Annotated in this window: 16 protein-coding genes and 1 tRNA gene; 11 read left to right on the top strand and 6 right to left on the bottom strand. The window is 50.5% G+C overall.

Features of this window, described 5'->3' with window-relative positions; genetic code table 11:
• Positions 1 to 832: 832 nt before the first annotated feature.
• A complete protein-coding gene (locus ACN0YN_RS04075; protein ID WP_417384126.1) occupies positions 833 to 979 on the bottom strand; it encodes a hypothetical protein in 147 nt (48 codons plus the stop codon).
• On the opposite strand from ACN0YN_RS04075, the gene ACN0YN_RS04070 reads away from it, so the two are divergent.
• The 5 genes from ACN0YN_RS04070 (at position 978) to ACN0YN_RS04050 (ending at position 8296) form a co-directional block, all read left to right on the top strand.
• Positions 978 to 1487: a HEAT repeat domain-containing protein gene (locus ACN0YN_RS04070; RefSeq protein ID WP_417384121.1), complete on the top strand. Its 510-nt coding sequence runs from the start codon at positions 978 to 980 to the stop codon at positions 1485 to 1487. The two genes, ACN0YN_RS04075 and ACN0YN_RS04070, sit on opposite strands and share 2 nt — an antisense overlap.
• Before the next feature lie 464 nt (positions 1488 to 1951).
• Positions 1952 to 2470: a ubiquinol-cytochrome c reductase iron-sulfur subunit gene (locus ACN0YN_RS04065; RefSeq protein WP_417383709.1), complete on the top strand. Its 519-nt coding sequence runs from the start codon at positions 1952 to 1954 to the stop codon at positions 2468 to 2470.
• Positions 2471 to 2546: 76 nt separating this feature from the next.
• Entirely contained in the window at positions 2547 to 4565 is a 2019-nt protein-coding gene (locus ACN0YN_RS04060) for a cytochrome b N-terminal domain-containing protein (protein ID WP_417383708.1), read from the top strand.
• A 216-nt stretch (positions 4566 to 4781) separates the two neighbouring features.
• On the top strand, positions 4782 to 5228 hold the full coding sequence (locus tag ACN0YN_RS04055; RefSeq protein ID WP_417383707.1) for a BlaI/MecI/CopY family transcriptional regulator: 447 nt from the start codon (positions 4782 to 4784) through the stop codon (positions 5226 to 5228).
• On the top strand, positions 5225 to 8296 hold the full coding sequence (locus tag ACN0YN_RS04050; RefSeq protein ID WP_417383706.1) for a M56 family metallopeptidase: 3072 nt from the start codon (positions 5225 to 5227) through the stop codon (positions 8294 to 8296). Before ACN0YN_RS04055 ends, ACN0YN_RS04050 begins: the two co-directional genes overlap by 4 nt.
• Before the next feature lie 52 nt (positions 8297 to 8348).
• Here ACN0YN_RS04050 and ACN0YN_RS04045 read toward each other — a convergent pair whose 3' ends face one another.
• The 4 genes from ACN0YN_RS04045 to ACN0YN_RS04030 form a co-directional block, all read right to left on the bottom strand.
• Complete coding sequence (locus ACN0YN_RS04045) at positions 8349 to 9974, bottom strand: S41 family peptidase (protein WP_417383705.1); 1626 nt, start codon at positions 9972 to 9974, stop codon at positions 8349 to 8351.
• A gap of 80 nt (positions 9975 to 10054) precedes the next feature.
• Positions 10055 to 13027: a PVC-type heme-binding CxxCH protein gene (locus tag ACN0YN_RS04040; protein WP_417383704.1), complete on the bottom strand. Its 2973-nt coding sequence runs from the start codon at positions 13025 to 13027 to the stop codon at positions 10055 to 10057.
• 215 nt (positions 13028 to 13242) lie between these two features.
• Positions 13243 to 14241, bottom strand: coding sequence for a DHH family phosphoesterase (locus ACN0YN_RS04035; RefSeq protein WP_417383703.1), 999 nt, complete (start codon positions 14239 to 14241; stop codon positions 13243 to 13245).
• Positions 14242 to 14316: 75 nt separating this feature from the next.
• Positions 14317 to 15204, bottom strand: coding sequence for a bifunctional riboflavin kinase/FAD synthetase (locus ACN0YN_RS04030; RefSeq protein ID WP_417384120.1), 888 nt, complete (start codon positions 15202 to 15204; stop codon positions 14317 to 14319).
• 328 nt (positions 15205 to 15532) lie between these two features.
• On the opposite strand from ACN0YN_RS04030, the gene ACN0YN_RS04025 reads away from it, so the two are divergent.
• The 5 genes from ACN0YN_RS04025 to ACN0YN_RS04005 all read left to right on the top strand — a co-directional run bounded on the left by ACN0YN_RS04025 (position 15533) and on the right by ACN0YN_RS04005 (position 19388).
• Positions 15533 to 17029: a Gfo/Idh/MocA family oxidoreductase gene (locus ACN0YN_RS04025; protein WP_417383702.1), complete on the top strand. Its 1497-nt coding sequence runs from the start codon at positions 15533 to 15535 to the stop codon at positions 17027 to 17029.
• 113 nt (positions 17030 to 17142) lie between these two features.
• A complete protein-coding gene (locus tag ACN0YN_RS04020; RefSeq protein ID WP_417383701.1) occupies positions 17143 to 18135 on the top strand; it encodes a DUF6807 family protein in 993 nt (330 codons plus the stop codon).
• Positions 18136 to 18137: 2 nt separating this feature from the next.
• Positions 18138 to 18521 (top strand): CoA-binding protein, encoded by a 384-nt coding sequence (locus ACN0YN_RS04015; RefSeq protein ID WP_417383700.1) that lies wholly within the window; start codon positions 18138 to 18140, stop codon positions 18519 to 18521.
• A 118-nt stretch (positions 18522 to 18639) separates the two neighbouring features.
• Positions 18640 to 19167, top strand: a complete 528-nt coding sequence (locus ACN0YN_RS04010; protein WP_417383699.1) for a UvrB/UvrC motif-containing protein — start codon at positions 18640 to 18642, stop codon at positions 19165 to 19167.
• A 139-nt stretch (positions 19168 to 19306) separates the two neighbouring features.
• Positions 19307 to 19388 (top strand) — tRNA-Leu (locus ACN0YN_RS04005).
• Positions 19389 to 19425: 37 nt separating this feature from the next.
• On the opposite strand, the gene ACN0YN_RS04000 is transcribed toward ACN0YN_RS04005, so the two are convergent.
• Positions 19426 to 21477: a PEP/pyruvate-binding domain-containing protein gene (locus ACN0YN_RS04000; protein WP_417383698.1), complete on the bottom strand. Its 2052-nt coding sequence runs from the start codon at positions 21475 to 21477 to the stop codon at positions 19426 to 19428.
• A 544-nt stretch (positions 21478 to 22021) separates the two neighbouring features.
• On the opposite strand from ACN0YN_RS04000, the gene ACN0YN_RS03995 reads away from it, so the two are divergent.
• The gene (locus tag ACN0YN_RS03995; RefSeq protein ID WP_417383697.1) at positions 22022 to 22963 is read left to right on the top strand and encodes a DUF1559 domain-containing protein; all 942 of its coding nucleotides are present in this window, start codon (positions 22022 to 22024) and stop codon (positions 22961 to 22963) included.
• Positions 22964 to 23013 lie beyond the last annotated feature (50 nt).

Here is a 23013-nt window from a genome sequence, read left to right as displayed (position 1 = left end):
ACGTAACCTTTTTATCTGATAATGACTTGAGACATTCAAGCGACGATTACAGCACGCCGATAGATTGTACCAGTCGCAATGAGAATTCATATCTGAGCGATCGAAGGAAACGATTCGGATGTGAATTCAGGCGGTGCTCCCAAGGGCATCGACCGCAATCAAAATTACTAAGAAGATTTTTGTGAGAGTGTTACCCCAGGGAACACTCTGAGATTCAAGCCAGCGCGAGTTGATGATTTCAACTTGGACGAATAAGCAGTCCCTAAAGGAACAAAACAAAATTCGCGCCGTAACCACTCTGATGTGACAAAAGAGGCACATCAATCTGTCTATGATGGTCAGAAAACGACCCAAGAAGGAGACGCTGTTCTATGAAATGGATTAGTCTGTTAAGTGCATTTGTTGTGGCATTGGGGATGAATGCCGTTGCACAAGCAGATCTTTTTGACCTTTCGCTTAATTGCGGGGCTGCAAAGAGCTGTGAATGTGCCTCGACCTGTCAACCAGAATGCTGTAAACCAACTATTACAAAACCATGCGAGCCTAACGTTTATACGTACCAACGTCAGTGCTCTAACATTAAACCACCTTGCTGCTGTGAAGCTGCTCCTGCATGCTGCAAACCAGCTCGCAAACTGCGTGGTTGGTTCAAGAAACGCTGCTGCTCAGATTCTGGCTGTGCCCAGGATAACTGCTGTGCTCCAGCTCCAAAGAATGACTGCTGCACCCCAGCTCCAAAAGCCTGCTGTGCACCTGCTCCTAAAGCATGTGCCGCACCAGCTCCTAAAGCTTGCTGTGCACCAGCCCCTAAAGCCTGCTGTGCTCCTGCTCCTCAAGCATGTGCCGCTCCAGCTCCAAAGGCCTGCTGTGCTCCAGCTCCCAAAGCTTGCTGTGCACCAGCCCCTAAGACCTGTGCTGCTCCTGCTGCAGACAGCTGCTGCAACGAAGAACCTTGCTGCAACGCAGATCCTTGCGTCATTGCAGAACTGATCTACCAGTCACAGACCGCCTGCTACGCTAAACACCGTCGCAAAGCGATCCACAAACTGGGTGACCACTTCAACTGCAAATGCAATCCTGAGATCATGTGTGCTTTCATCTACGCTCTGAACGACGCTGACGAACGCGTTCGTGCTAAAGCTGCTGATGAAATCGGCGACCAGCTTCGCAAGCACTGCTGTGGATGCTCTCCTGAGCTGACAGCTGCTCTGACTTGTGCTCTGGGCGACTGCGACAAGAAGGTTGTTCGTGAAGCGACTCAGGCTCTGGAACTGTGTGGATACGAAGTTGTTGAAGGTTGCTGTGAAACTCCATGCTGCACTTCTAACGGATGTGCTCCTGCTGGATGCTCACCATCTGCTGCTCCTGCAGCTCCTGCTCCTGCTTCTGATCCTAAAGCTTACTTCCCCAGCCGTCTGCAGAACCAGAAGCAGACTCGTCGTCTGAGCGGAAACAGCCTGTCAAACCTGTTCGGTCTGATTGACTAGTTCAATTAAGCCTTCAGCTTGACTGAATCGAAGTATCGAAACGGCTCTCCTTAACGGGAGAGCCGTTTTTTTTTGGTTACAGCCAATCCGGGAATTCCAGTATTGAACCCAGCCATTCTGGACATTACAATCCTTTTTTATGAATTCTGTTGTCTTAAGGAATTGAAATCACTAGACTTAAAAATAAAGATTCGTAAACACTGACTGGATCTGATAAAATAGTTTTGAACTGATTACCTCAATTTTAGATTTGGATTTTAGTGACACGATTCCCTCCTCAAATGTAACTGGCTGAAACCGGTTGCAACCTGCCATTGAAAGCTCCACTAAGTACTATACTGTCCAAGATTGAACAAATTAAACCGTTACCCTTTAAGGCACCCGTTGTTTGAATCAGAATGCAATCAGTTCAAAGCGAACTGGTAACTGACGACTGGCGCTTTTCAGATTTAAAGGTTCACACCATGCGACGGCGAAAATTCCTCAAACACTGCACGAGTATTCTGGGTGCCATCTACGCCACCGTACTTGCAGTACCAGCTTTGGGCTTTTTGTTTTCAACTCTCAAAAGAGGTAAGCAGACAGAAAAAACTTACCGTCTGACGCGTCTGAAAGACCTGGAACCAGGTGTTCCCCAGCGTTTTACCATCAACGATCAGCGCGTTGATGCCTGGACCAAATATCCATCCGGGCCGATTGGCTCAGTCTGGATCAGTAAATCTCAGGAAGGGGTCGTCACTGCGTTTTCTTCCACCTGCCCCCATCTGGGTTGCGTGGTTGACTATGTCGCTGGTGATGAAGAGTATTTCTGCCCCTGTCATGCAGCGACTTTCCAGACCGATGGCGCAATGGTCAGTGGTCCACAGCCACGGGGAATGGATGAGCTGAAAACAACCATCGAAACCTTCCGGGGAGAACAGTGGGTCAAAGTGGAATACCAGAAATTTGAAACCGGTATCTCGGAAAAAGTTCCCATTGGTTAATGAAACTCCTGCCTTGATTCTTTCACTGACTGACTAACAGACTCATCAATTTGATTTCCCTTAGGGAGAGATTTCAGTGCTGCCTCAAAAAGCCCAACAGTGGATCGATGAACGAACCGGATACAAAAATTTCCTGCACGCGATCTTTCTGTTAAATTTCCCTACCAAACGACGCTCCCGCTGGCAGTTCATCTGGGGCGGGGCACTCGTTTTGATGATGCTGGTGGAAATGGTAACCGGCGCACTGCTGATGACCGTTTACAGTCCTTCGGAGGCCTCTGCCTGGGGAAGTGTGCATTATATTGAAACCCAGGTCGACCTGGGCTGGTTCGTACGGGGGCTACATCACTACACCGCACATATGATGATTGTGGCCATTGTCGTGCATATCTTTCTGGTGATCATCTCAGCCGGATACCGGAAACCCAAAGAGTTCATTTACTGGACCAGCCTGCTGATCGGCGGCGTAATTGTCGGTTTAACAATCACGGGTAATCCGCTCCCCTGGGATCAGAAAGGTTACTGGTCTTATCAGATTGAAACAGGGATTGCAGGAACCATGCCCGTCATAGGATCGACACTGCGGTCCCTGGTCGTGGGGGGGAGTGAATTTGGCAATCTGACTTTGACCCGCCTCTATACCATTCACGTGATCGTGCTGCCTGTCATTGCCATGATGCTGTTTACCATTCACATGGCTCTGATCCGCCGCGAACGTCTGCGGACAGCGAAAATCAAAGAAGCAGCCGATGACCCTGAAGTTGACTTTCAGCTGGAGGAAGATGACCCGGTCAAAGACGAAATCACACAACCATACTGGCCTTACCAGACAACTCGTACGCTGGTACTGGCTTTGATCCTGATCGGAATTGTGATTCTCCAACTGGTGGTTTATCCCACTTTAAAAAATCAGCATCTCTCAGTCGGGCACCACGACTGGGAAGCAGATCTGCCTGCAAGCGAGATCAAACTGGAAGCCCCTGCTGACAGTTCCATCCCGTACGTTGCCCGACCGGAATGGTTTGTCCGCTTCCTGTTTGAGCTGCGGCATATGGTGCCCAAAGAGATGGAAGTGCTGGTAACCGCAGTCTTACCCGGGGTGATTCTGGCAGTACTGGTCCTGGTTCCCTTTTACGAAAAAGTTCTGGGTGAGAAGTGGGGACAGCGGGTTGCCATTATTGTTTATGTAGGTGGCTTACTCATCATTTCCGGAATCAGCTGGTACGGCATTCAGACAGAACGCAGTGCGCCAGATTATGCACTCGACCGTTCACAGGAAATCGCATACGCAGCCCGGGCTTCCTGGCTGGCCAGTGAGAACGGCGTTCCCCCTGAAGGTCCCGCCTCCCTGCTCAGAAACGACCCCAAATCAATGGGGCCTCTGATTTTCGCGCGTCACTGCGGCATCTGTCATACCTGGAACGGGCATGATGGAACAGGGCATAACATCATGGAAATGAAAGACGGGAAGAAAGTCATCGCAACGCCCCGCGCATCCGATCTGGCAGGTTTCGCTACCACCAAATGGTTGACGGAATTTCTGATGGACCCCAAATCACCGAAATTTTTCGGTCATATCGGAGCGACGAAAGGCGGAGATGCAATCATGAATGGCGACATGAGCGACTGGGCTGACAGTTACGTCGGTCCCGAAGGAATTCTCAGCAAAGAAGATGTTGAAGCGGTCGCTGCACTGGTGGCCCGCGAAGCCAATCGGAGAGACTTCAAACCATTGAGCGAAGAAACCGTGAAACGCGGCGTCTCCGTTTTCAGTGGTGTCGACTTCAAAGACAAGTCAGGTAAAGTCGCCGAATTCTATGGCTATTGTGCCCAGTGTCACGCGATGAAAGCAGGAGACCCCAACGAAGAAGGGGGCGGAGCCGCTCCTGATTTCAACGGGTATGGCTCTGAAAAATGGCTGATGGACTTTATTCGCAAACCAGGAGCCGAACGCTTCTACGGCGACAAAAACATTATGCCTTCCTTTGAAGAATCAAAACTCTCCAAACACGATCTGACTTTGCTCGTCAAATGGATGCGCGGCGAATGGCAGCGGCCTGAACCGGAAAAAGAAGCACAGACCACAGCTGAATAGTTCGTCTTAACTTCAGACACGATTTCAGGTTTGACCTGACAAAGCATTCTCGCGCACACTGTGCGATCCTGAGTCTGCAGACTTGTTATTTGCAATGCTCCATCCCTCCGCAATGTGGCGAATTTTATAATTCTCCAGAATTCTGCTTGCACCATTACTACAGCTGTGGTAACACTACACCCAGAGATTACTACAACCGTAGTCACAGGAGGCAGCATGAACCAGCGATCGGAATTACAAATAACAGATGCGGAATGGGAAGTGATGCAGGGTGTCTGGGAAGCAGAGGACCAGACCGCCGGCGAAATCATCGCCCGCACGGAAACATTGCGAGACCGCAGTCATCGCACGATCAGAACCCTGCTCGCGCGGCTGGTCGAGAAGGGGGCCGTCAATGTGCATGTCGAGGGTTCCCGTCACCTTTACCGTGCCGCTGTAACCCGAAACGAATGTGTCCGCTCGGCTGCCCACTCATTCTCGGAACGATTCTTCTCCGGTAATCTGCAATCGTTGCTGATGCATTTTGTCGAGAATGAAACGCTTTCCAGCGAGGAACTCTCAGAGCTCAGACAAACCCTGGACGAGCGTCTTACGAATCAGAGCCAGACAAAAGAACAACCGTCTTCCGGGAAACCGACTCAAAAACGGAGGAAAAACCAATGAACTTCGTATCTGATTTTCCCCCGTTCTGGCAACTGATCTGGCGTGCAACCTGGCAGGCAGGAATCCTGGCGTGCCTGGTTTTCTGTGTCCTTTTACTGCTGCAGCGCTGGATTTCTCCCAAATGGCGTGCGCTGCTGTGGACGGTTCCCCTGGTTCGCCTCATGCTGTTAATCGTTCCAGCCAGTGGATTGAGCCTGTTTCAGTTCTTCTCTATCGACCCCAATCGCATCCCCCAGGTTACAGATACCTTGATGACGGTGCCCGCTGAGACAGTGATACGCAGTTCGCCTGGTCCTCAACTCTCAAACTCTCACAACTCAGTACAAACACACATGGCAGACGAACAGGATGTGAATCATCCAGCGACGATTTCACCAGAGCCTGGATCAAAAGCCCATCTTTCGATTTCCGCTCTCATCACCGGTCTCTGGTTCCTTGGTTTTTGTATTTTATTGATCAGAGAAATCGGTTCCCGCTGGATGCTGTCACGCCTCATGGCGAACAGTCAGCCGCTCCAGGACACAGAATTGCTTTTATTAATTGCTGCCAGACAACAACAGGGTTTTCTCAAATTCCCAGTTCGCTGTTATGTGACGGACACAGAATTGGGTCCGTCCTCTTGTGGATTCTGGCGTCCCACGATTTTGCTGCCACGCCAGTTGTGGGATGACTTTGATCAGCAATCCCGACGCGCCATCGTCACTCATGAGCTGGAACATATCCGCCGTCATGATGCTTTGCTGCTGTTCCTCAGCAGGATTGCCATCGCTGTGCACTGGTTCAATCCACTCGTCTATCTGATCACGAGTCGGCTGCGCCGTGAAATCGAACTGGCCGTAGATGCAGCAACAGTAGCTGCTTTTGACGAACAGACCCGTCACCAATACGGTGAACTGTTAATCCAGCTTTCGCAGTATTCACAAAGGCTGATCGCGGCACTTCCCATGGCCGGCAAACGATCGGCACTGCGCGCACGAATCAGTCAGCTGACAAATCCGACCCGGGAGAGTCGCTGCCGATCCGCTCTTGCGATCTGTGTGTTGTTACTTTTCCTTGTTACAGGTTTGAGTGATGCAGCACAGAAGAAGGAACAGCCTGAGAAGAATCAAAAACGTCCTGCTGTCTCCACCAGACCAGAACAGCGTTCCGAGAGCAAACCAGCAGCACAATATTTCATCACAGGCACCGTTAGTGATGCGCAGACAGGTGAAGCGGTTTCGAATGCAGAAATTCAAATATTTGTTGCCTCCGAACCAGATGTTAACAAGAGAGAAAAAAAGGGGATCACAAATGACGCCGGTCAGTATCGCATTGAAGTCCCCATCGGAAATATCCAACTCTGGTTCCCGACATTAAAACCGGGATACTGGCTCCTGCCTGAAGAATGCACGCAGGCGTTAGTCACGACGGCTGAAAATCCCGTGCTGGAACATAATATCAAAGCCCAAACGGGCCCCACCTGGAATATTCACTGGAAAGGCAAGCTCAACGAGCATCAACTGAAGTTCCTGACCGCGCATCTCAACGACCAGCCGATCCAGTACAGGGTCTCCCTTCAGGAAGTAGAAGACGATGCGAAACGGGCCGCCTGGCTGAAGGGGGAACCGGTCTCGTTTCAGAAAGCGAATGCCAGTTCGATGAGTTATCTGGATCAGTCAGGTCGCGGCAAACTGACGCAAGTGGGAACGAGCGGCAAATTTATTTTGACACTCGTCAATATGACAGCCGAACTGATTGTGGACCCCGGCTTCGACAATACACGGGTCGTCTCGCTGAAACAGATTCCCGATACTGAAAAAACAGAAATGACCGACTCCTCGGGAAAGAAAGCCATCGTCAGCAAAGCAACCGTCACGCTGAGCGACGGCGTTCCTTTACTGACCTTTCAGACCGAAGCTGCGAAACCGACTGGCTATCAGAGCCTGAGCGGTCGTGCCGTGGACGAGAAGGGGAATCCACTCGCTGATGTGCGGGTGGGAGTGATCGAAGGCTTAAAAGGGGGAGGCAGTGGTGAAACGGGACAAGAAACCCAGACCACTGATGATGGAACATTCTCTATAAAACTGCCGATCTATGATAACCAGGTATTTAATAATCAGCAGTTTTCAGTCACGCTGACAAAAGACGGGTTTGCCGGTACCGATTCAGAAATCGTGGACGCCAAAAAGGACTTTGCCCCGATCGACTTTAATACACTGACGCTTCAGCCGGGACATACCATTCCAGTCCTTGTTCTCGATGAACAGGAACAGCCCCTGCCGGGATCAATCCTGGAACCCGTTAGCGATTACGCTTTGAGACGCCAGATCACCCGGACCGATTCCGCAGGAAAAGCCGTCTTAAAAAACCTGCCGAGTGGTGTGATTCGACTCTCTGTCCGCTGGGGTACGAAAATCAAAGAGACCAACCTGGTGATCAGTAAAAACCAGTCTGAAAATAGAGAAGTGACAATTCATATCAACGAGTTCGCCCCCACATCTACATCCAGGGTAGAAAAACAGAAACCACTGGCGGTTGGCCAGCAGGCTCCGGAATGGGAGATCGCGGCATGGTCTGATGGACGAACCCGTAAACTTTCCGATTTTCGCGGCCAGGTAGTGGTGCTCGATTTCTGGGGGCTCCGCTGCAGTGGCTGCGTCGCTTCCATCCCCGCGCAGAAACGACTTGCCCGAAAATACAAAGAGCAGGGGGTTGTCTTCCTGGGAATCCATACTGCAGATGGAGAACTGAGCCAGATCAAAAAGCTGCTCCAGAGCGAGCAGTGGACGACACCCACGGGAATCGATCGGGGCACTTCCATTCTGGATAGTAAGACAGGCGCGAAATATGGGATTCAAGGATATCCGGCACTGATTGTCATCAATCAGGAAGGCCAGATCACATTCCGCAGCGATGTCGATCCCTCGGGGGATCGCGAAGCGTTCATGAAAACCCTGGCAGAAGCAAGCGGCGTGAAATGGCCGCCCGCTGAGAATGCAACTCAAACTGAGATGATAGAAATCATGAATCAGCTGCAATACACATTGATCAGTCGGGAAATAGAGCGGGTGCTGAATGCGAAACAATAAGAGTGTCTCGGATTGCGGAAAGAATGTGCATTTTCACAATCCACTTTGAATTTCACTTGCGCCGAATCAGTGTTTCTTCAGAACCACCCGACTGATTTTCAGTTGGTTTTCTCAGTCTTTGTAATGCAGCGGACAGGACTGGATCACTGGATTTTGTAAAGTCCGCGGGAGTGGTCTTCACTCTGATATCCGGTTGAACTCCCACCGTCTCAAAAGGTTTTCCGGCCGCATCATAAGCGATCCAGCGGGGTAGATTGACGATGATCTCTGCTCCCGCATCAATCCTTCGTGGATTTCCACTGGATCCGGCAGTCCGGTCTCCCATCGTTGTCACAGTGGGGCATTCTGCCAGCATCAATGCAAACGCTTCTGCAGAACTCATCGTTTTTTCCCCCTGTAACACAATCACCGGTCCCCGGTAATACCAGTCCTGACTGGGAGTCAGACGCCGCTTTTGCATAGAACCCAGATCATCGTGTTTTGTTCCACTGCGATATTGATGCGTCGCATAAAGACATGGCTGATCTAAAAAGTATCCTGCCAACTTCTGCGCCAGTGGTTCGGCGCCGCCCCCGTTTGCACGAATATCCAGAATCAGGCCGCGTGTCCCCCGCATCTGTTTCAGTACCGTTTCAAACTCATTCAGCAACGCCTGGTTTGAGAGGCTGTCAACGGCGATATAACCGATCTCATCTTGCGTGCGGCCCCAGCGCATGCCTTTGATCTGGTTGATCTTCCCAATCAGATGCGCTGCTGCAGCCGGGCTGGCATTAAAATCTCGTTCGCGGTTGAACCCTTTCACATAGGTTCCCTCCACCTGGACATAGACATGCAGATCCTTCAGGTGCGCGAGCATCTCACTGAGAATCTCTACCAGCTCACGGTTGTTTTTCGCGGCAACCGCCCGGGGGCGATACTCCTCGCGCAACTTCTGCCAGTCCACTTCCGGTTTAATGACGAACATCGCATACTCGCGGTCAAAGGCACTCCAGACTTTGTCGAAGATTTCAGCACCGTCCCCCGTCTTGAATGGGGCTGCGACAGGCAGAGTCCTCTGGCGAAATGCGTCAACATATTGCGCAGTCTGCTGACTGGTATCGAGTGCGTAGAACCTGCGGTTCCCTTCTTTTGTTTCGAGATCGAAAATCAGGGACTCTTTCACAGGCACCATCGGCTTCCCGCTCTGTTGCCAGCTTGACCTTATTTTGTGCCGGGCCAGAGCAACCGCCTGTTCGATCCATTTTGAATCCCCCTGCTTTAACACAGTTTCAGCAGGAAACAGTTCTCCCACGCGAGCCGGATGAAATCGCAACCAGAGACTGGTGACATGTTCCCCTTTACCTGCGTCGGATATTACAATTTCCCCGGGAGCCTCTGGAAAAACAGCCGCCCAGAGTACGTTTCTGTCATGGTGACCCAGGACGACCTGAGCGGGACCGAGCTGGATTTTGAACTTGTCTGCCAGTTGAAATTCAAACGAAGAAAGCTTCCAGACATCTTCTTTTGTCGTCGTTGTAGCATAACTGCGAGGCTGCTTCGAAGAATCCAGACCGGCAGGATATTTTTTACCCAGATCTTCCGCAGACACTGCCGTCGCTGTCAGCAGTAACAGCACAGCGCATAAACAGAGTACTCTGCCAGCCTGAAACATCAGACAATGTATAACACGTCCTGTCATCACGCTCTCCTTCTATCGGGTAGAAAAGGGGTCGAGATTCCTGTCAGTGTGCCTGCGAATTCTGTTTTTCACATCTCTCTTTAAGGGCCAGTCGTCGCTGATGCGACCGGTGGTTTCACCTGTGTATTACCAGCAAGATAAGCAATCAGATCCGCCAGTTGCTCTTCGCTCAACTGATCGAGCTGGCCTTCCGGCATCAGGGACAGATTGGAGGCCGTCATGTCGTCAATCTGCTGACGATCGAGTACGAGCAACTCATTCTGTGTCTGCAATGTCAGCTGCTTGTCAGTTTTTCGGACAACATTTCCGTTCAGGACACGACCATCGGTAAGTGCCACCACCACCATTTCGTAGCCTTTGGGAATGAGGGCAGAGGGGTCGACCATATTCTCCAGCAGATAATCCATATTCGTCCGATTCGCCCCTGTGAGATCAGGACCGATCTGGCCACCATTTCCAAACAGTCGATGACATTTCGCACAGGTTTTCTCATACAGAGCCCGCCCCTGGACACGATCGGCTTTGGCCAGTCGTTCCGCTGTCAGCAAGGCTTTGTAGCTCTCGATCTGTGCGCGTTTCTTTTCAGGAGTTTCCCGCGCCTGGCCCCAGACCTGATTCAGCTTTTCGACCACTTCTTTGTCCTGGAAATTACGAAGCTGACGCACATGGAATGCGGAAACATCTTCCTGGGGAACCTGTTTTTTATCGATGGCAGTCAGCAGCAGCAATACATATTCCTTGCGACTGCAAACGGTATCGAGCAGGACCTGTCGTCCATCATGTTTGATATTGCGATAACGGCCCAGCATTCGTTGAACCGTCTGCGGATCATAAAAACGAGCTAATCCTCGAAATGCCAGTGGCTGAAGTTCTGTCGTGTAGACCGACTTCTGAATGATTGATAACAGATCTTTATCCTGCGAACTGCTCAACAGAGTTTCTAATGCCTGATAACGGCTTTTCATGGACTGCTCGGTATCGACGGTAATCTGCTTGAGTGCATCCATTGTCTGCCCGTCACCAAATACAACCGAGAGCTCTGTAATCTGATCCTGCAATTCTTTGGAATCCGTCCTGGCAGTTGCTTCTTTAAATGCCTGCCAGTTCTTTGGGGCCTCTGCTTTCAGGCGTCCCTGTAGAGCAGCCTGAATTCCGGCTAACAGATCCTGCTGTTTTGCACTCTCTTTTGTGTCAATCGCCTGTTGAATCAGTTGTGCCACGTATTCTGGATGTTGATCTATGTCTTCGGTCAGACGACGTGCCACCAACTGGCGTACCAGTGGTCGAGTGGCATGACTGAGAAACTTCAATGCGGACTGACTTTCGCCCATGACCGCGGGTTCAATTCCGTACCAGAGCATCAGGGTGAAATTCCGGTCTTCAGTATCCTGGTGATTCTGATCAAGGGCCGCAGCGATTTCCCAACAGTCCTGCGGTGCCAGCGACTGCATTGCCGAAGCGAGATAAAGTCGTACCAGTCCGGAAGAGTCTGTGCGTGCCAGTTGTGCAAACTGCTTCACGGCTGCTTCTGGAACATCGTCACCTTCCACCAGGTAGCGAATGGCCCAGATGCGAACGTGCTCACTGGGATCACTCAGCTGTTTCACAAGCCAGGCGTCGTTTAATTGATTCGTACAATAAAGCGTCCACAGAGCACGCAGCCGCCGCGAAACATCTTTGGAAGTATCGTAAATCTTTAACAGCTCTGCCTTAGGCTGACTCCAGTTCTCAGCTGTTCCGGCACGTTCCATCAGAATCCGGCGGGCATGTCGGACATACCAGTCATTGGGATGCAGTTGCAGTCTGACCAGTTCACTGTCTGACATTTGATTCAGATCCAGTTTTTCAGGTTGCGGTACATCGCCATACGATATTTTGTAGATGCGACCACTGGTCCGATGCACGCCGTCGTGATCGTGACACTCTCCCAGATCCGCCCAGTCAGTGAGATAAACACTGCCATCGGGGCCGTATTTCAATTCGGTGCCTCGAAACCAGTCTGAACCGGTTAACAGAAAATCGGGACGATGCGTACCAACATAGCCGGAACCTTCCCGCTCCAAAGCATCATTATTCACTCGATGGCCATGCGTGTTACACAGGAACAGGGAGTTGCGATATTTTTGAGGCCAGCTGTCGCCCAGGTAAATCATACCGCCACAGTGACTGTGTCCCCCACCCAGTTTTCCGTGAATCCCCGAGGTATCTCGGGAGTCGGTCCATTTCCCTGATGAACTGTCCCAGTGATCGTGGTCCGCACACTTAGTCATCAATTCGTAGACATAAGGATTGGGATCGCTGCCATGTCCTGACATGCGAATGTAGTGCGAGCCGGGAATCATATGCCAGAGATGACCATTCACATTATTCGTGAAAAACATCTGGCCGTACTCGTCGTAGTCGAAGCCCCAGGGATTGGTCGTACCGGAACTGACTTCTTCAATTTTATGAGTGACGGGGTGATAGCGCCAGATGCCACAATGAATCAACGTGCGGTCTGCGGGCACGGTCTCAGGTGTCCCTACGAGAGAGGAATCCGTAATTCCATGACGCCCATACAACCAGCCATCCGGTCCCCAGGTGAGACCACTCACAATATTGTGTCGAACCGTTTTATAATTCCAGCCTTCCAGCAGCACCTGTGGTTTGCCGTCGGGAACGTCATCGTGATTCTTGTCTTCGAAATAACGCAATTCTCCGCGGCACAAAGCCCAGACTCCATTCGAACCGACGGTCACACTGGTCAAAGGCCCGGGACCCTGCCAGAAGATTTTTCGCTGGTCCATTTTACCGTCACCATCTGTGTCTTCCAGAATGATAATGCGGTCCTGGTATTGATCGTCATAGGTGCCACGCTCATAGCTGAAGCATTCAGCAACCCAGAGACGACCCCGGTCATCAATTTCAAATCCGATTGGCTGATGCACGTCCGGTTCACTCGCGAAGACCGTTACCTTGAACCCTTCGGGAACCGTCATGTTTTTTACGGTCTGTTCCGGCGAGGTCGCAACATCTTTGGGATCTTGTGTATTGCGAATCGGGCTCTCGGCCATTGAGAAATCGCCCGGCAAACTCAGAATAGCATATGAGGCCAGGAGACAGGTTAAAAACCGGAGTTGATCGTATAAGCGCATCGATTACCCTCTGAATCTGAAATGGACAGCTGGATATAAATTCATATCTCTTATGCTATAACAGGGTCAGACCAAGAGCAATCAAATCGGGAAAATAGTTTTCATAAAAAACCACGAGAGTATGGTGAGCGATTTTACTTTTCGCTGGTCTCAAACATCTCGCGAAACTTTCCGAGTACTTTTGTCACAGCAGAGGACAGGGGACCGTTCAACATCGCACCAGAAGCCTGTCGATGTCCGCCGCCTCCGAATGATTCGGCAACTTTAGAAACATCCCATGCGGTGCGGCTGCGAAAACTGATCTTCACCTGCCGACTGCGCTGTTCTACAGCGATAAATGCGGCTTGAGTTCCCGCAAGTGTCAGACAATAGTTGACCAGCCCTTCCGTATCGACGGGAGTGGTCCCGGTAGCACTGAAGTCTTCACAACTGACGATCGTATAAGCCAGCAGACCATCGAAATCTGTCTGCACCTGCCCCAGTACACGCCCCATCAGTTTCAGTTGAGGTAAGCTGTTCTGTTCATAGAGCAGCTCATAGATCTGATGTGGTTCCGCCCCCGCTTTGATCAGCTCACTGATAATCTGCATGGTGTAGGCGGTGGTAGAAGGGAAACGAAACCAGCCCGTATCCGTAGCAATTGCCGCATACAGCAGGGTGGCGATTTCCGGATCCAGACTGCAGTTCAGAGCACATCCCAGGTCATAGACCAGACAGCCGGTGGCAGGGGATGTGACGTCTTTGAATTCTTCCGCTCCCAGAGAATCGGAGCTGACATGGTGATCGATGATTACTTTTTTGGAATCTGTTTTGCGATAGAAATTTGCCAGTCCGGGTAATTGAGACCAGGCGCTCGTATCGAGCACGATGTGCACTTCCGCCCATTCAAATTCTTCTGTTGAAACTCCATCGCCGACGTAACGGACTTCATGTTCCTGAACCAGAAAATCCATACTTTTGGGATGAGCCGAGGGATTGATAATCCGCACGTCTTTCCCCAGTTGCCGCAGAAAACAGGCCAGCGCCAGCTCTGAACCCAGTGCATCGGCGTCCGGACGGACGTGGCAGGAAAGCAGAAATTTCTGATGCGCATGAATCAGTTCACAGAGGGGGGCCCAGTTAATTGTACTCATTCATTTTTCCTGCTCTGCGATTTCCTGCTGCTTCCAGTGACTGAATTCACGTAGTCAACTGGCCATCTTAGCGCATTATTGTAAATCTATCCATTGACTGGCCAGTTTTTTTGCTGATTCGACATCAATCTGAAGTTGCGATTTAAGCGCTTCGGCATCGGCAAAGGTTTGAGTTCCCCGTAACTGTTCCAGAAACTGGACCTGGAGTTTCTGTCCGTAAATCTCTCCCGAGAAACCAATCAAATGAACTTCAACCTTGGTTTCTTCCTGTTGAAAGGTAGGGTTTCCCCCAATATGGATCGCAGCCGGGTATTGTTGACCGTCGATCACGCCGATCCCACAGTACACGCCATCGGCGGGAATCAGCGTTTTGATTCCGGTGAGGTTCGCGGTCGGAAAGCCCAGTTGACGTCCCCGCTCGGCACCATGGTCGACAGTTCCCTCGATCTGATAGAGGCGCCCCAGCATGTCGTTCGCCTCACCCAGATCTCCCTCTTGAATTGATTTGCGAACTTCGGAAGAAGAGATCATTCGCGATCCGCAAACAGTTGGCTCGACAACTTCGAAAAACATCCCCGCCTGTTCGCAGAGCTGGCCTAATAAAGTGACATCGCCGGCGCGATTCTTGCCAAAATAAAAATTGGGGCCTTCCACCATACCTCTGGCCTGCAGTTGATCACATAAGACCTGCTGAAAGAACTCTTCCGCGGTCAGATTTAATAATGTCTGATCGGTGGGGTAAGCGATCACACAATCCACACCCAGACTCTCCAGAACCTCTGCGCGCTGTTCTATCGTCATCAATTCAGGAGGAGCATGCTCGGGACGCAGCAGGTGAATCGGATGCGGATCAAAGGTAAATACGATCGCAGGGACGTTATGGGTACGGGCATGCTGAACTAATGTCTGAATCATCAACTGGTGTCCTCGATGCACGCCATCAAAGTTACCGATTGAGACCATGCCCCCCCGACACACGTCGAAACCTGCTAATCCTCGTATTAACACCACTTAGTCCAACACTTAATTGTCTTTATTTAGAAAAAACTCTGGCCGACACCCAGTTCTGGCTGTATCAGTTGAATCGGCAACAATCCAGAAAATGTAGAGGGTTAAGTACCATTAGGCCCACAATATTGCTACTATTTGACGTAGGGAAAGCAGTTTCCTTTTCCTTCCCCCATAAGCGCTTGAAGGTGCGCGCCTGCGACCCTCTGACGCATTTGGTATCGCCGACCATTGATACCATCCAGTAACAGTCACACTTTATTATATCACTGGAGATAACGAAATGGATCAAAGCCCCATCAATCGAAGAGATTTCCTGAAAACCTCAGGAACAACGGCTGTCGCTGCCAGCACGATCGCCGGACTGGCTTCCGCCCCCGCTTTCGGAGCCGGAAACAGCAACGAAGCGATTCGCATCGCCTTTATCGGCCCTGGTGGTCGTGGATTTGGCGCCCACGTGAAAAAGCTGGTTCAGCTGAAAAAAGATGGCATGAACATCGAACTGGTTGCCGTTGCTGATGTCTATTCAGAACATCGGGACCGCACTGCTAATTATATCAAAAAAGAGCTGGGAAATGACGTAGCTGCCTACGTCGATTACCGCGACATGCTCGAAAAAGAAAAACTGGATGCGGTCGCCATTGGTACTCCCGACCACTGGCACGCCAAGCAGACCATCGACGCGATGAACGCCGGTCTTCACGTCTACTGTGAAAAACCAATGACCAAGAAAGTCGAAGAGGCTCTGGAGGTCGTAGAAACCTGGAAGAAGACTGGCAAAATCATGCAGGTCGGTGTGCAGTCCACCAGCCTCCCTGTCTGGGATGACGTCCGTGCCCGTCTGCAGGATGGCCAACTGGGTAAGGTACTCCAGTTCCAGACCGAATACTTCCGTAACTCGTCAATGGGCCAGTGGCGGTATTACGCTCTGAAAAAAGAGATGAACCCCCAGAACATCGACTGGAACCTCTGGCTGGGTACCAAAGAAGGTCTGGCCGAGTATCAGCCGTTCGACCGTGCTGTTTACGCACAGTGGCGTCGTTTCTGGCCTTTCGGCTCTGGTATGTTTACCGACCTGTTCGTCCACAGAACCACAGCCATGCTCAAAGCAACCGGCCTGCGTTATCCCGGTCGTGTTGTCGGAGCAGGGGGGCTCTACCTGGAATACGATGGCCGCGACGTTCCCGATGTGGCCACGGTTGCCGCTGACTTCAATGAAGGAGTCCAGGGACTGGTCAATGCGACCATGTGTAACCAGGAAACCCGGATTAAACAGATCATCCGCGGACACAATGGTTCGTTCGTCTTTGGTAACGGCGAAGGCTTCGAAGGGTATGATTTCATTCCCGAACGACCTCAAGTCACCCGAGACAGTTCTCTGAAACAGCAGCGGATCGATGTCACTCCAATCAAAGACACGACCTACGCTCACTTCAAGAACTGGGTCGAAGCCATGCAGGCCAACGATCAGAGCAAGTGTAACAACCCGCCAGATCTGGGTGCTGCCGCAATCGCAGTGGTCAACATGGGATCTAACAGCTATCGCAATGGTAAAGTTTACCACTTCGATGCCGATACCCATAAGATCACTGAAGGGGACGGCAGCTGGTCGAAAAAATGGGAAGCCATGTCACAGGCACGGCAGAAACCCAAACACATTCCCGGCTGGAAAGCCGGCGACAAGGGAAGTGTTCTGGAAGAGCCCAGCTATATGACACTGGCTGGTCCCTGGGTCGATGGGAAACCACCTAAAAACGATCCGAATTCCAACGCCGGTTAATCCCGGTGATAATCAATCCCAATCCCGTATTCCCACCAGGAATACGGGATTTTTTATGATGTATTCTTCTTGAACCAGATCTCCACTCAACAAAAACATTCATGGAACCTGCTATGAAGCGACTTACCATCCTGTCCCTCGTACTGCTCTCTTTAATTTCAATCACCGCCGGTGCCTCTGCCAGTGAAAAAACGGGCTTCACCTGGAAGGATCAGCCGGAAAAAAAAGTGGCCGACCTGTACTATAACGGAAACCCGGTCCTGCAGTATGTCTATCCCTATGACGACTCTTCTGCTGAAAGCTTCCACGACACCTACAAGGTTTTCCACCATGTCTACGGTCCCGGCAGTAAAAAAGTCATCACCAAAGGTCCCGGCGGAAAATACACACACCATCGCGGCTTGTATGTCGGCTGGAATAAAACAAAATTCGAAGGTAAAGAACTCGATTTCTGGCATTGTAAAAATGGCGCACATCTGCGTCACGAAAAGTTTATTGACCTCAAAGGGGGACCAAAACAGGGTTCAATGACTTCTGAAATCCGCTGGGAAGATGCCAAGGGAGAACCGGTCATCATTGAAACACGTAAAGTGACCGTCACTCCCATTAAAGTCGCGAACTCGGAACTCCCTGGCTGGCAGATTGACTGGCAGACTCAACTGGAAAGTAAACGAGGCGAAATCATCCTGGACGGAGACCGTCAACACGCCGGCTTCCAGTACCGTGCCGCACAGGACGTCGCGGAATCCAACAACGCCACCTATGTGCGTCCTGAAGGATTTCCCCAGCAGCCCGCGCCATTCCAGGTATCTGACAAAACAGATCCCAACGGTCATATCAATCTGGGCTGGTTTGCCATGTCGTACGAAATCGACGGCAAACGCTATAATGTGGAATATCTGGAAGACCCCAGCGTCCCCAAACCATCACGTTATTCCGAACGTCCCTACGGTCGCTTCGGTGCCTTCTTCGATACAAAGTTTGATGAAAGCAAACCACTGGAAATGAAGTACCGGGTGATTGTCAGCGAAGGAAAAACTCCGTCGCAGGCAGAAGTCCAGAAACATTACGACGAATTTGTTTCCTCTTTGAAAAAACAGGACTAGGCATGTCACAACCGACAGTCGCCATCATTGGAGCCAGTGCGGACCGACACAAATACGGAAACAAGTCGGTCCGCGCCCATCTCAAACAGGGATACGAAGTCTTCCCGGTTCACCCGAGCGAATCCAGCATTGAAGGTCTGACTGTCTATCGCAGTCTGGCAGACATACCTGTTGCGCATCTGAATCGGATCAGCGTATATGTTCCCCCGCAGATCGGAATTGGCTTGCTGCAAGAAATCCAGGCGAAAGGAGCCGACGAAGTCTGGTTCAACCCAGGCAGTGAAAGCCCGGAGTTACTCCAGCGTGCGGGTGAGCTTGGCTTAAACATCATCCAGGCCTGCAGCATCATTGATATCGGTGAATCGCCGTCTGCGCATCCGGGTTAAAATCAAATTGGAAATCGCGATTGAGCCCCGCTACCGGTTCGTATAGAATCAGAGTAGAGGTGGCACATTTCCTCTTCAGGAAATCCTTATCAGTCCCTTATCCATAAAAGTTTCGACCATGAAAAAATGTAGAGTCTGTAATAAACCCGCCGTCTATCACCTGACCGAAATACAAAACGGGCAGGCACAGGCACTCCATTTCTGTGAAGAACATTTCCAGGAATATATCAGCGGGCAGGCCCCGTCCGATGAGTGGGAACCGCAGGATGAAGCCACTCTGATCGAACTGAACTCACAGGATCTGGACCTGGATGAGGAACTGGAATGTCCGAATTGCGGGATCACGTTTCAGGAATTTCGCAGTGAAGGGCGGCTGGGCTGTCCGCATGACTACATCGCCTTCCGCGAACCGCTGATTCAGCTTCTGGAAAATATCCATGGTGCCTGTGAACATATCGGCAAGTTTCCCAAGCGGGCTCCTACATCCAGTCAGCAGCAGTACAATCTGATCAAGCTCCGCCGGGAATTGACGGCTGCGATTGCCGAGGAAAATTACGAAGCTGCTGCCTCGCTCCGCGATCAGATTTCGAAACTGGAGCAGGAAGAGGAACAGGAATCATCCGAGACCGATTCCGCAACCGATTAACACATTTATTCTGTCTCAGAATCCAGGGAAAAAAATGAAGAAATCTTCGGGAATCCCGTTGAAAGTCAGACTTTTTTCTCTCCTTCGATTTGTATCAACCTCCGGGAATCGTTAGTATTCCCACTGAAAGACCTCCTCCGGGGATGTGGTGGAATTGGCAGACACGCTAGATTTAGGATCTAGTGCCGCAAGGCGTGCAGGTTCAAGTCCTGTCATCCCCATAAAAGCACTGTTACCAGACTGGTTTCAGTGCTTTTTTTACTGTTGCTGTTTCTCCAGTATCCTTACGACCTGAGAATATGTATCGATTTCGACCAGGTCTCCCGTCTGGATTCTCTGTGTTGCCTCTAGGGTGCCAATCAGGGTTGGTTTTTTCAGCTCCCGTGCCAGAATCGCAGCATGACAGGCAATGCCGCCATCATCGGTCACAATCGCACCACACTGTTGCAGCAAAGGCATCAATGCCGGACTCGACTGGATGGAAACCAGAACCTCATCAGGTGAAATTGTCAGCCCTTGCGCATCCAGACTGAGAACGACCCGTGCCCGCCCCCGAAAAATCCCCGGCCAGGCGACTTGACCTGTCAGCTCATTTTCCTGGGAGCGGGGTTGAAGCTTTCGCTGCTTCGCCAGCCGAGTCAGTAGATAGCCGGTCTGCGAGACCAGATGAAACGTCTCCCGCCCATCAATCACCTGAAAAATATACCGTCTGCCTTCCCTGATCGCCGCGTAGCGGGATTCGAGTAATTCACGTGTCACAACACCTGCTTTTAACTCGCTCCACAAAAACAATTCACACGCACAATCTGGTTCTGCAAATCCAAGCTGCTCTGCTGTTTGAACAGCCAGAGGTTCCAGAATCTTTCGTTCGATCACCGGATACAGGGAATGAGTACGGATCTGCTCTGCCAGAGACCGCACCTCAGGATCATCGATCTGATGCTGTTCAATATAAATCAGAACCCAGGCAGGGAAGACGGTGGTATGCTGCGCAATATCAGCAAACAGGTCTTCGAGTTCTTCTAAATCCGCAAAACCGCTCAATCCCTGTTCAATCACCGGCGGCGCCTGGGCATACAGACCCAGTCCATATCTTAAGATTCGGATGAGTTGCTCCCGGTCATTCTGAAACAGATCACCAATGCGACTGAGAAATGCCTCGCTGGAATCATGGGGATAAAACACATTCATCATCCCTGTTTCATCCTGAATCAGTAACACTTCATTCAAGTGTCCGCCAATTGTGTTATCTGCATGCCTGGCATCCATCCAATAAGGTAACAGAGATCCCGCCAGCAGGAAAAAAGGACGACGCACACAGAACTGCCAGCCCTGTGAATCATCAAATAGAGTTTTGTCATACTCCGCCGCCAGTGTTGTGATCGGTCGTGCCTGCAAAACCTGAAAGTTCCCATCCTGAATCGCCCATTCCGTATCAATGGGATGACCATAATGCTGGTGTAACCGGTTCAGCAGAGCAGAATATTCGGAAACCTGCTGCTCCGTGATTTTCGGTTGTCTGCCTCGCCCATCGAGATCCTGCCAGACCGGTTTCTGGTGTCCTTCACGAATCCATAACGCTTCTTTCTGATCTCCAGTGATGGATTCCAGAATCCGACGGGAATCGCGTTCAACAACAAACTGGTCAGGAATAATTCTCCCCGAAACAATGGCTTCCCCCAACCCCAGACAGGCTTCGATTAATTGAATGTCAGGCTCCTGAGTGACGGGATGAACCGAAAACCCGATTCCTGAAATATCGCTCTGCACCATCTGCTGCACAACGACTGCCACGGAAATATCGCCCGTCGTAAAACAGTGATGCTCTCCATAAGCTAATGCAGACTCGCTGAACAGAGACAACCAGCAGCTCCTGATTTTTTCAATGACTTCATCAGGAGTGACATCCAGAAATGTCTCGAGTTGTCCTGCCCAGGCGCTGGTGGCGCTGTCTTCACAAGTTGCGCTGGAACGAACCGAAACACGCGGCGCAGCTAATTGGCGCGATGCCTGCTGCACGGCTTCACAGATCTGATCCGGTACCTCAACCACTTCGATGCAGGATTTAATTTGCTGATGCGCCTGAGAAAGATCAATCTGCCGGTCATTCAAAGCCTGAATGGTGTCCAGTATCGGCTGCTGAATCTGATCGGAAGAAAAAAAAGAGTGGAAGGCGGAGCTCGTCACAACAAAGCCAGGAGGAACCGGCGCCTGTGCCCGCATCAATTCTCCCAGGGAAGCGCCTTTGCCTCCCGCTTCTGCAACAAACGAGGAGTCCAGTTCAGAGAGTTGATAAATAAGACGGGTCATATTGGGTCCCTGAATGATTGATGAGAGGCCAGTTTCAGCGGTCATAATACAGAATCAACAAAGAGGTAACGAATTAATTTCCCGATATTAACTCCCTCTCACTGATTCATACCTCACTGCACCCTCTGAATATCAATTGCTTACTGACTTCAAGTCAGGGAAGGTAAGAATACACGAGCATTCCCTGTGTCGCATTTCATTTCTGCTGAAACGTTGGATAAACGTTCTTCTCATTTCGACCAGCGCTTCGACCAGACCGCCGGAAACCCCCTAAGCAATTACTATACAATACCTTACCAGTTCAAAGTTTTGATTAATCAAAATTCTTAATGAAAAACTCGCCTTTTAATTAGATTTCTTAACCAATAACCTTGTGCAAGCATCATCTCAGTCACATAATTTAATTAGCTCTGTTAAAAATTCTTTACTTAACAGTAGCAAATACTGATTTCGCTAGTTGTGCGCTCCCATTAACGAAATATCAGCCACGTCAATTCTTCTGAATTCTATTTCGTTATCCACTTTCTATGAAAAAGGCACTTTCATGCGCACACTCAAATCACGGAAAAACGGTTTCACATTGATTGAACTTCTGGTGGTGATTGCCATCATCGCCATTTTAATCGCACTGCTGTTACCTGCAGTTCAACAGGCTCGCGAAGCAGCCCGACGCAGCACCTGTAAAAACAATCTGAAACAAATGGGCCTGGCTTTGCATAACTACCACGATACACATCGGGTGTTTCCTCCAGCCACTGTTAATGCTGGACTTAACTATTGCGATACAGTACACGGCTCGACTGGTAATCTGTTGAATCATACTTGCTATCAGATGATTCTGCCCTACATTGATCAGGCAAACATTTACAATCAATACAATTTTAGTTTACCCAGCGGTCGTGCAAACCATGGTAATCAGTGCACGGGTACTGTCACGACAGACCAGTATTCAGTAGTCAAATCACCCGTACCCGTTTTTCTATGCCCATCCGATCCTGGGAATCCATCAAACTCAACCACATCCGGTGCTTATTATGTGAGTCCGGGCTGGCGTACCAGTTACGGAGTCGTTAATTACACAACCGGGGGGAGTGGTGGTAGCTGGGGAGCGAACACAAGTACTTCAAAAGGCACATTAGGTCCAAACGGTGCAGCAAGATTTCGGGATATCGTAGATGGTACAACCAATACGATGATCTTCTGTGAAACAAAACTTTTGAAGACATCAACCAGCTATGGTCCCTACTGGAATGCAGCCACCCATACATTTTTCATTCTCCCCGGTTCACCAACGTATGCCATCAACTATAACTACGATGGCAATAACAAACAATATGCCTGGGGCGCAGGCAGCCATCACGTAGGTGGCGCGCATGTGATGCTGGCCGATGGTTCCGTACGGTTCGTCAGTGAGAATGTCGATCGAGTTGGCGTTGTCGCCGCTTTAATTTCTATCAGAGGCGGTGAGATCATTCCGGAATTCTAACGGACAAAGATCTCTCGATCCTTCTATCCAGAACGCATCACATTTAACCA

This window comes from Gimesia sp. (assembly GCF_048260065.1).
In the GTDB taxonomy this organism is placed as follows: Bacteria; Planctomycetota; Planctomycetia; order Planctomycetales; family Planctomycetaceae; genus Gimesia.
This window is presented reverse-complemented; position numbering and strand designations above follow the sequence as displayed.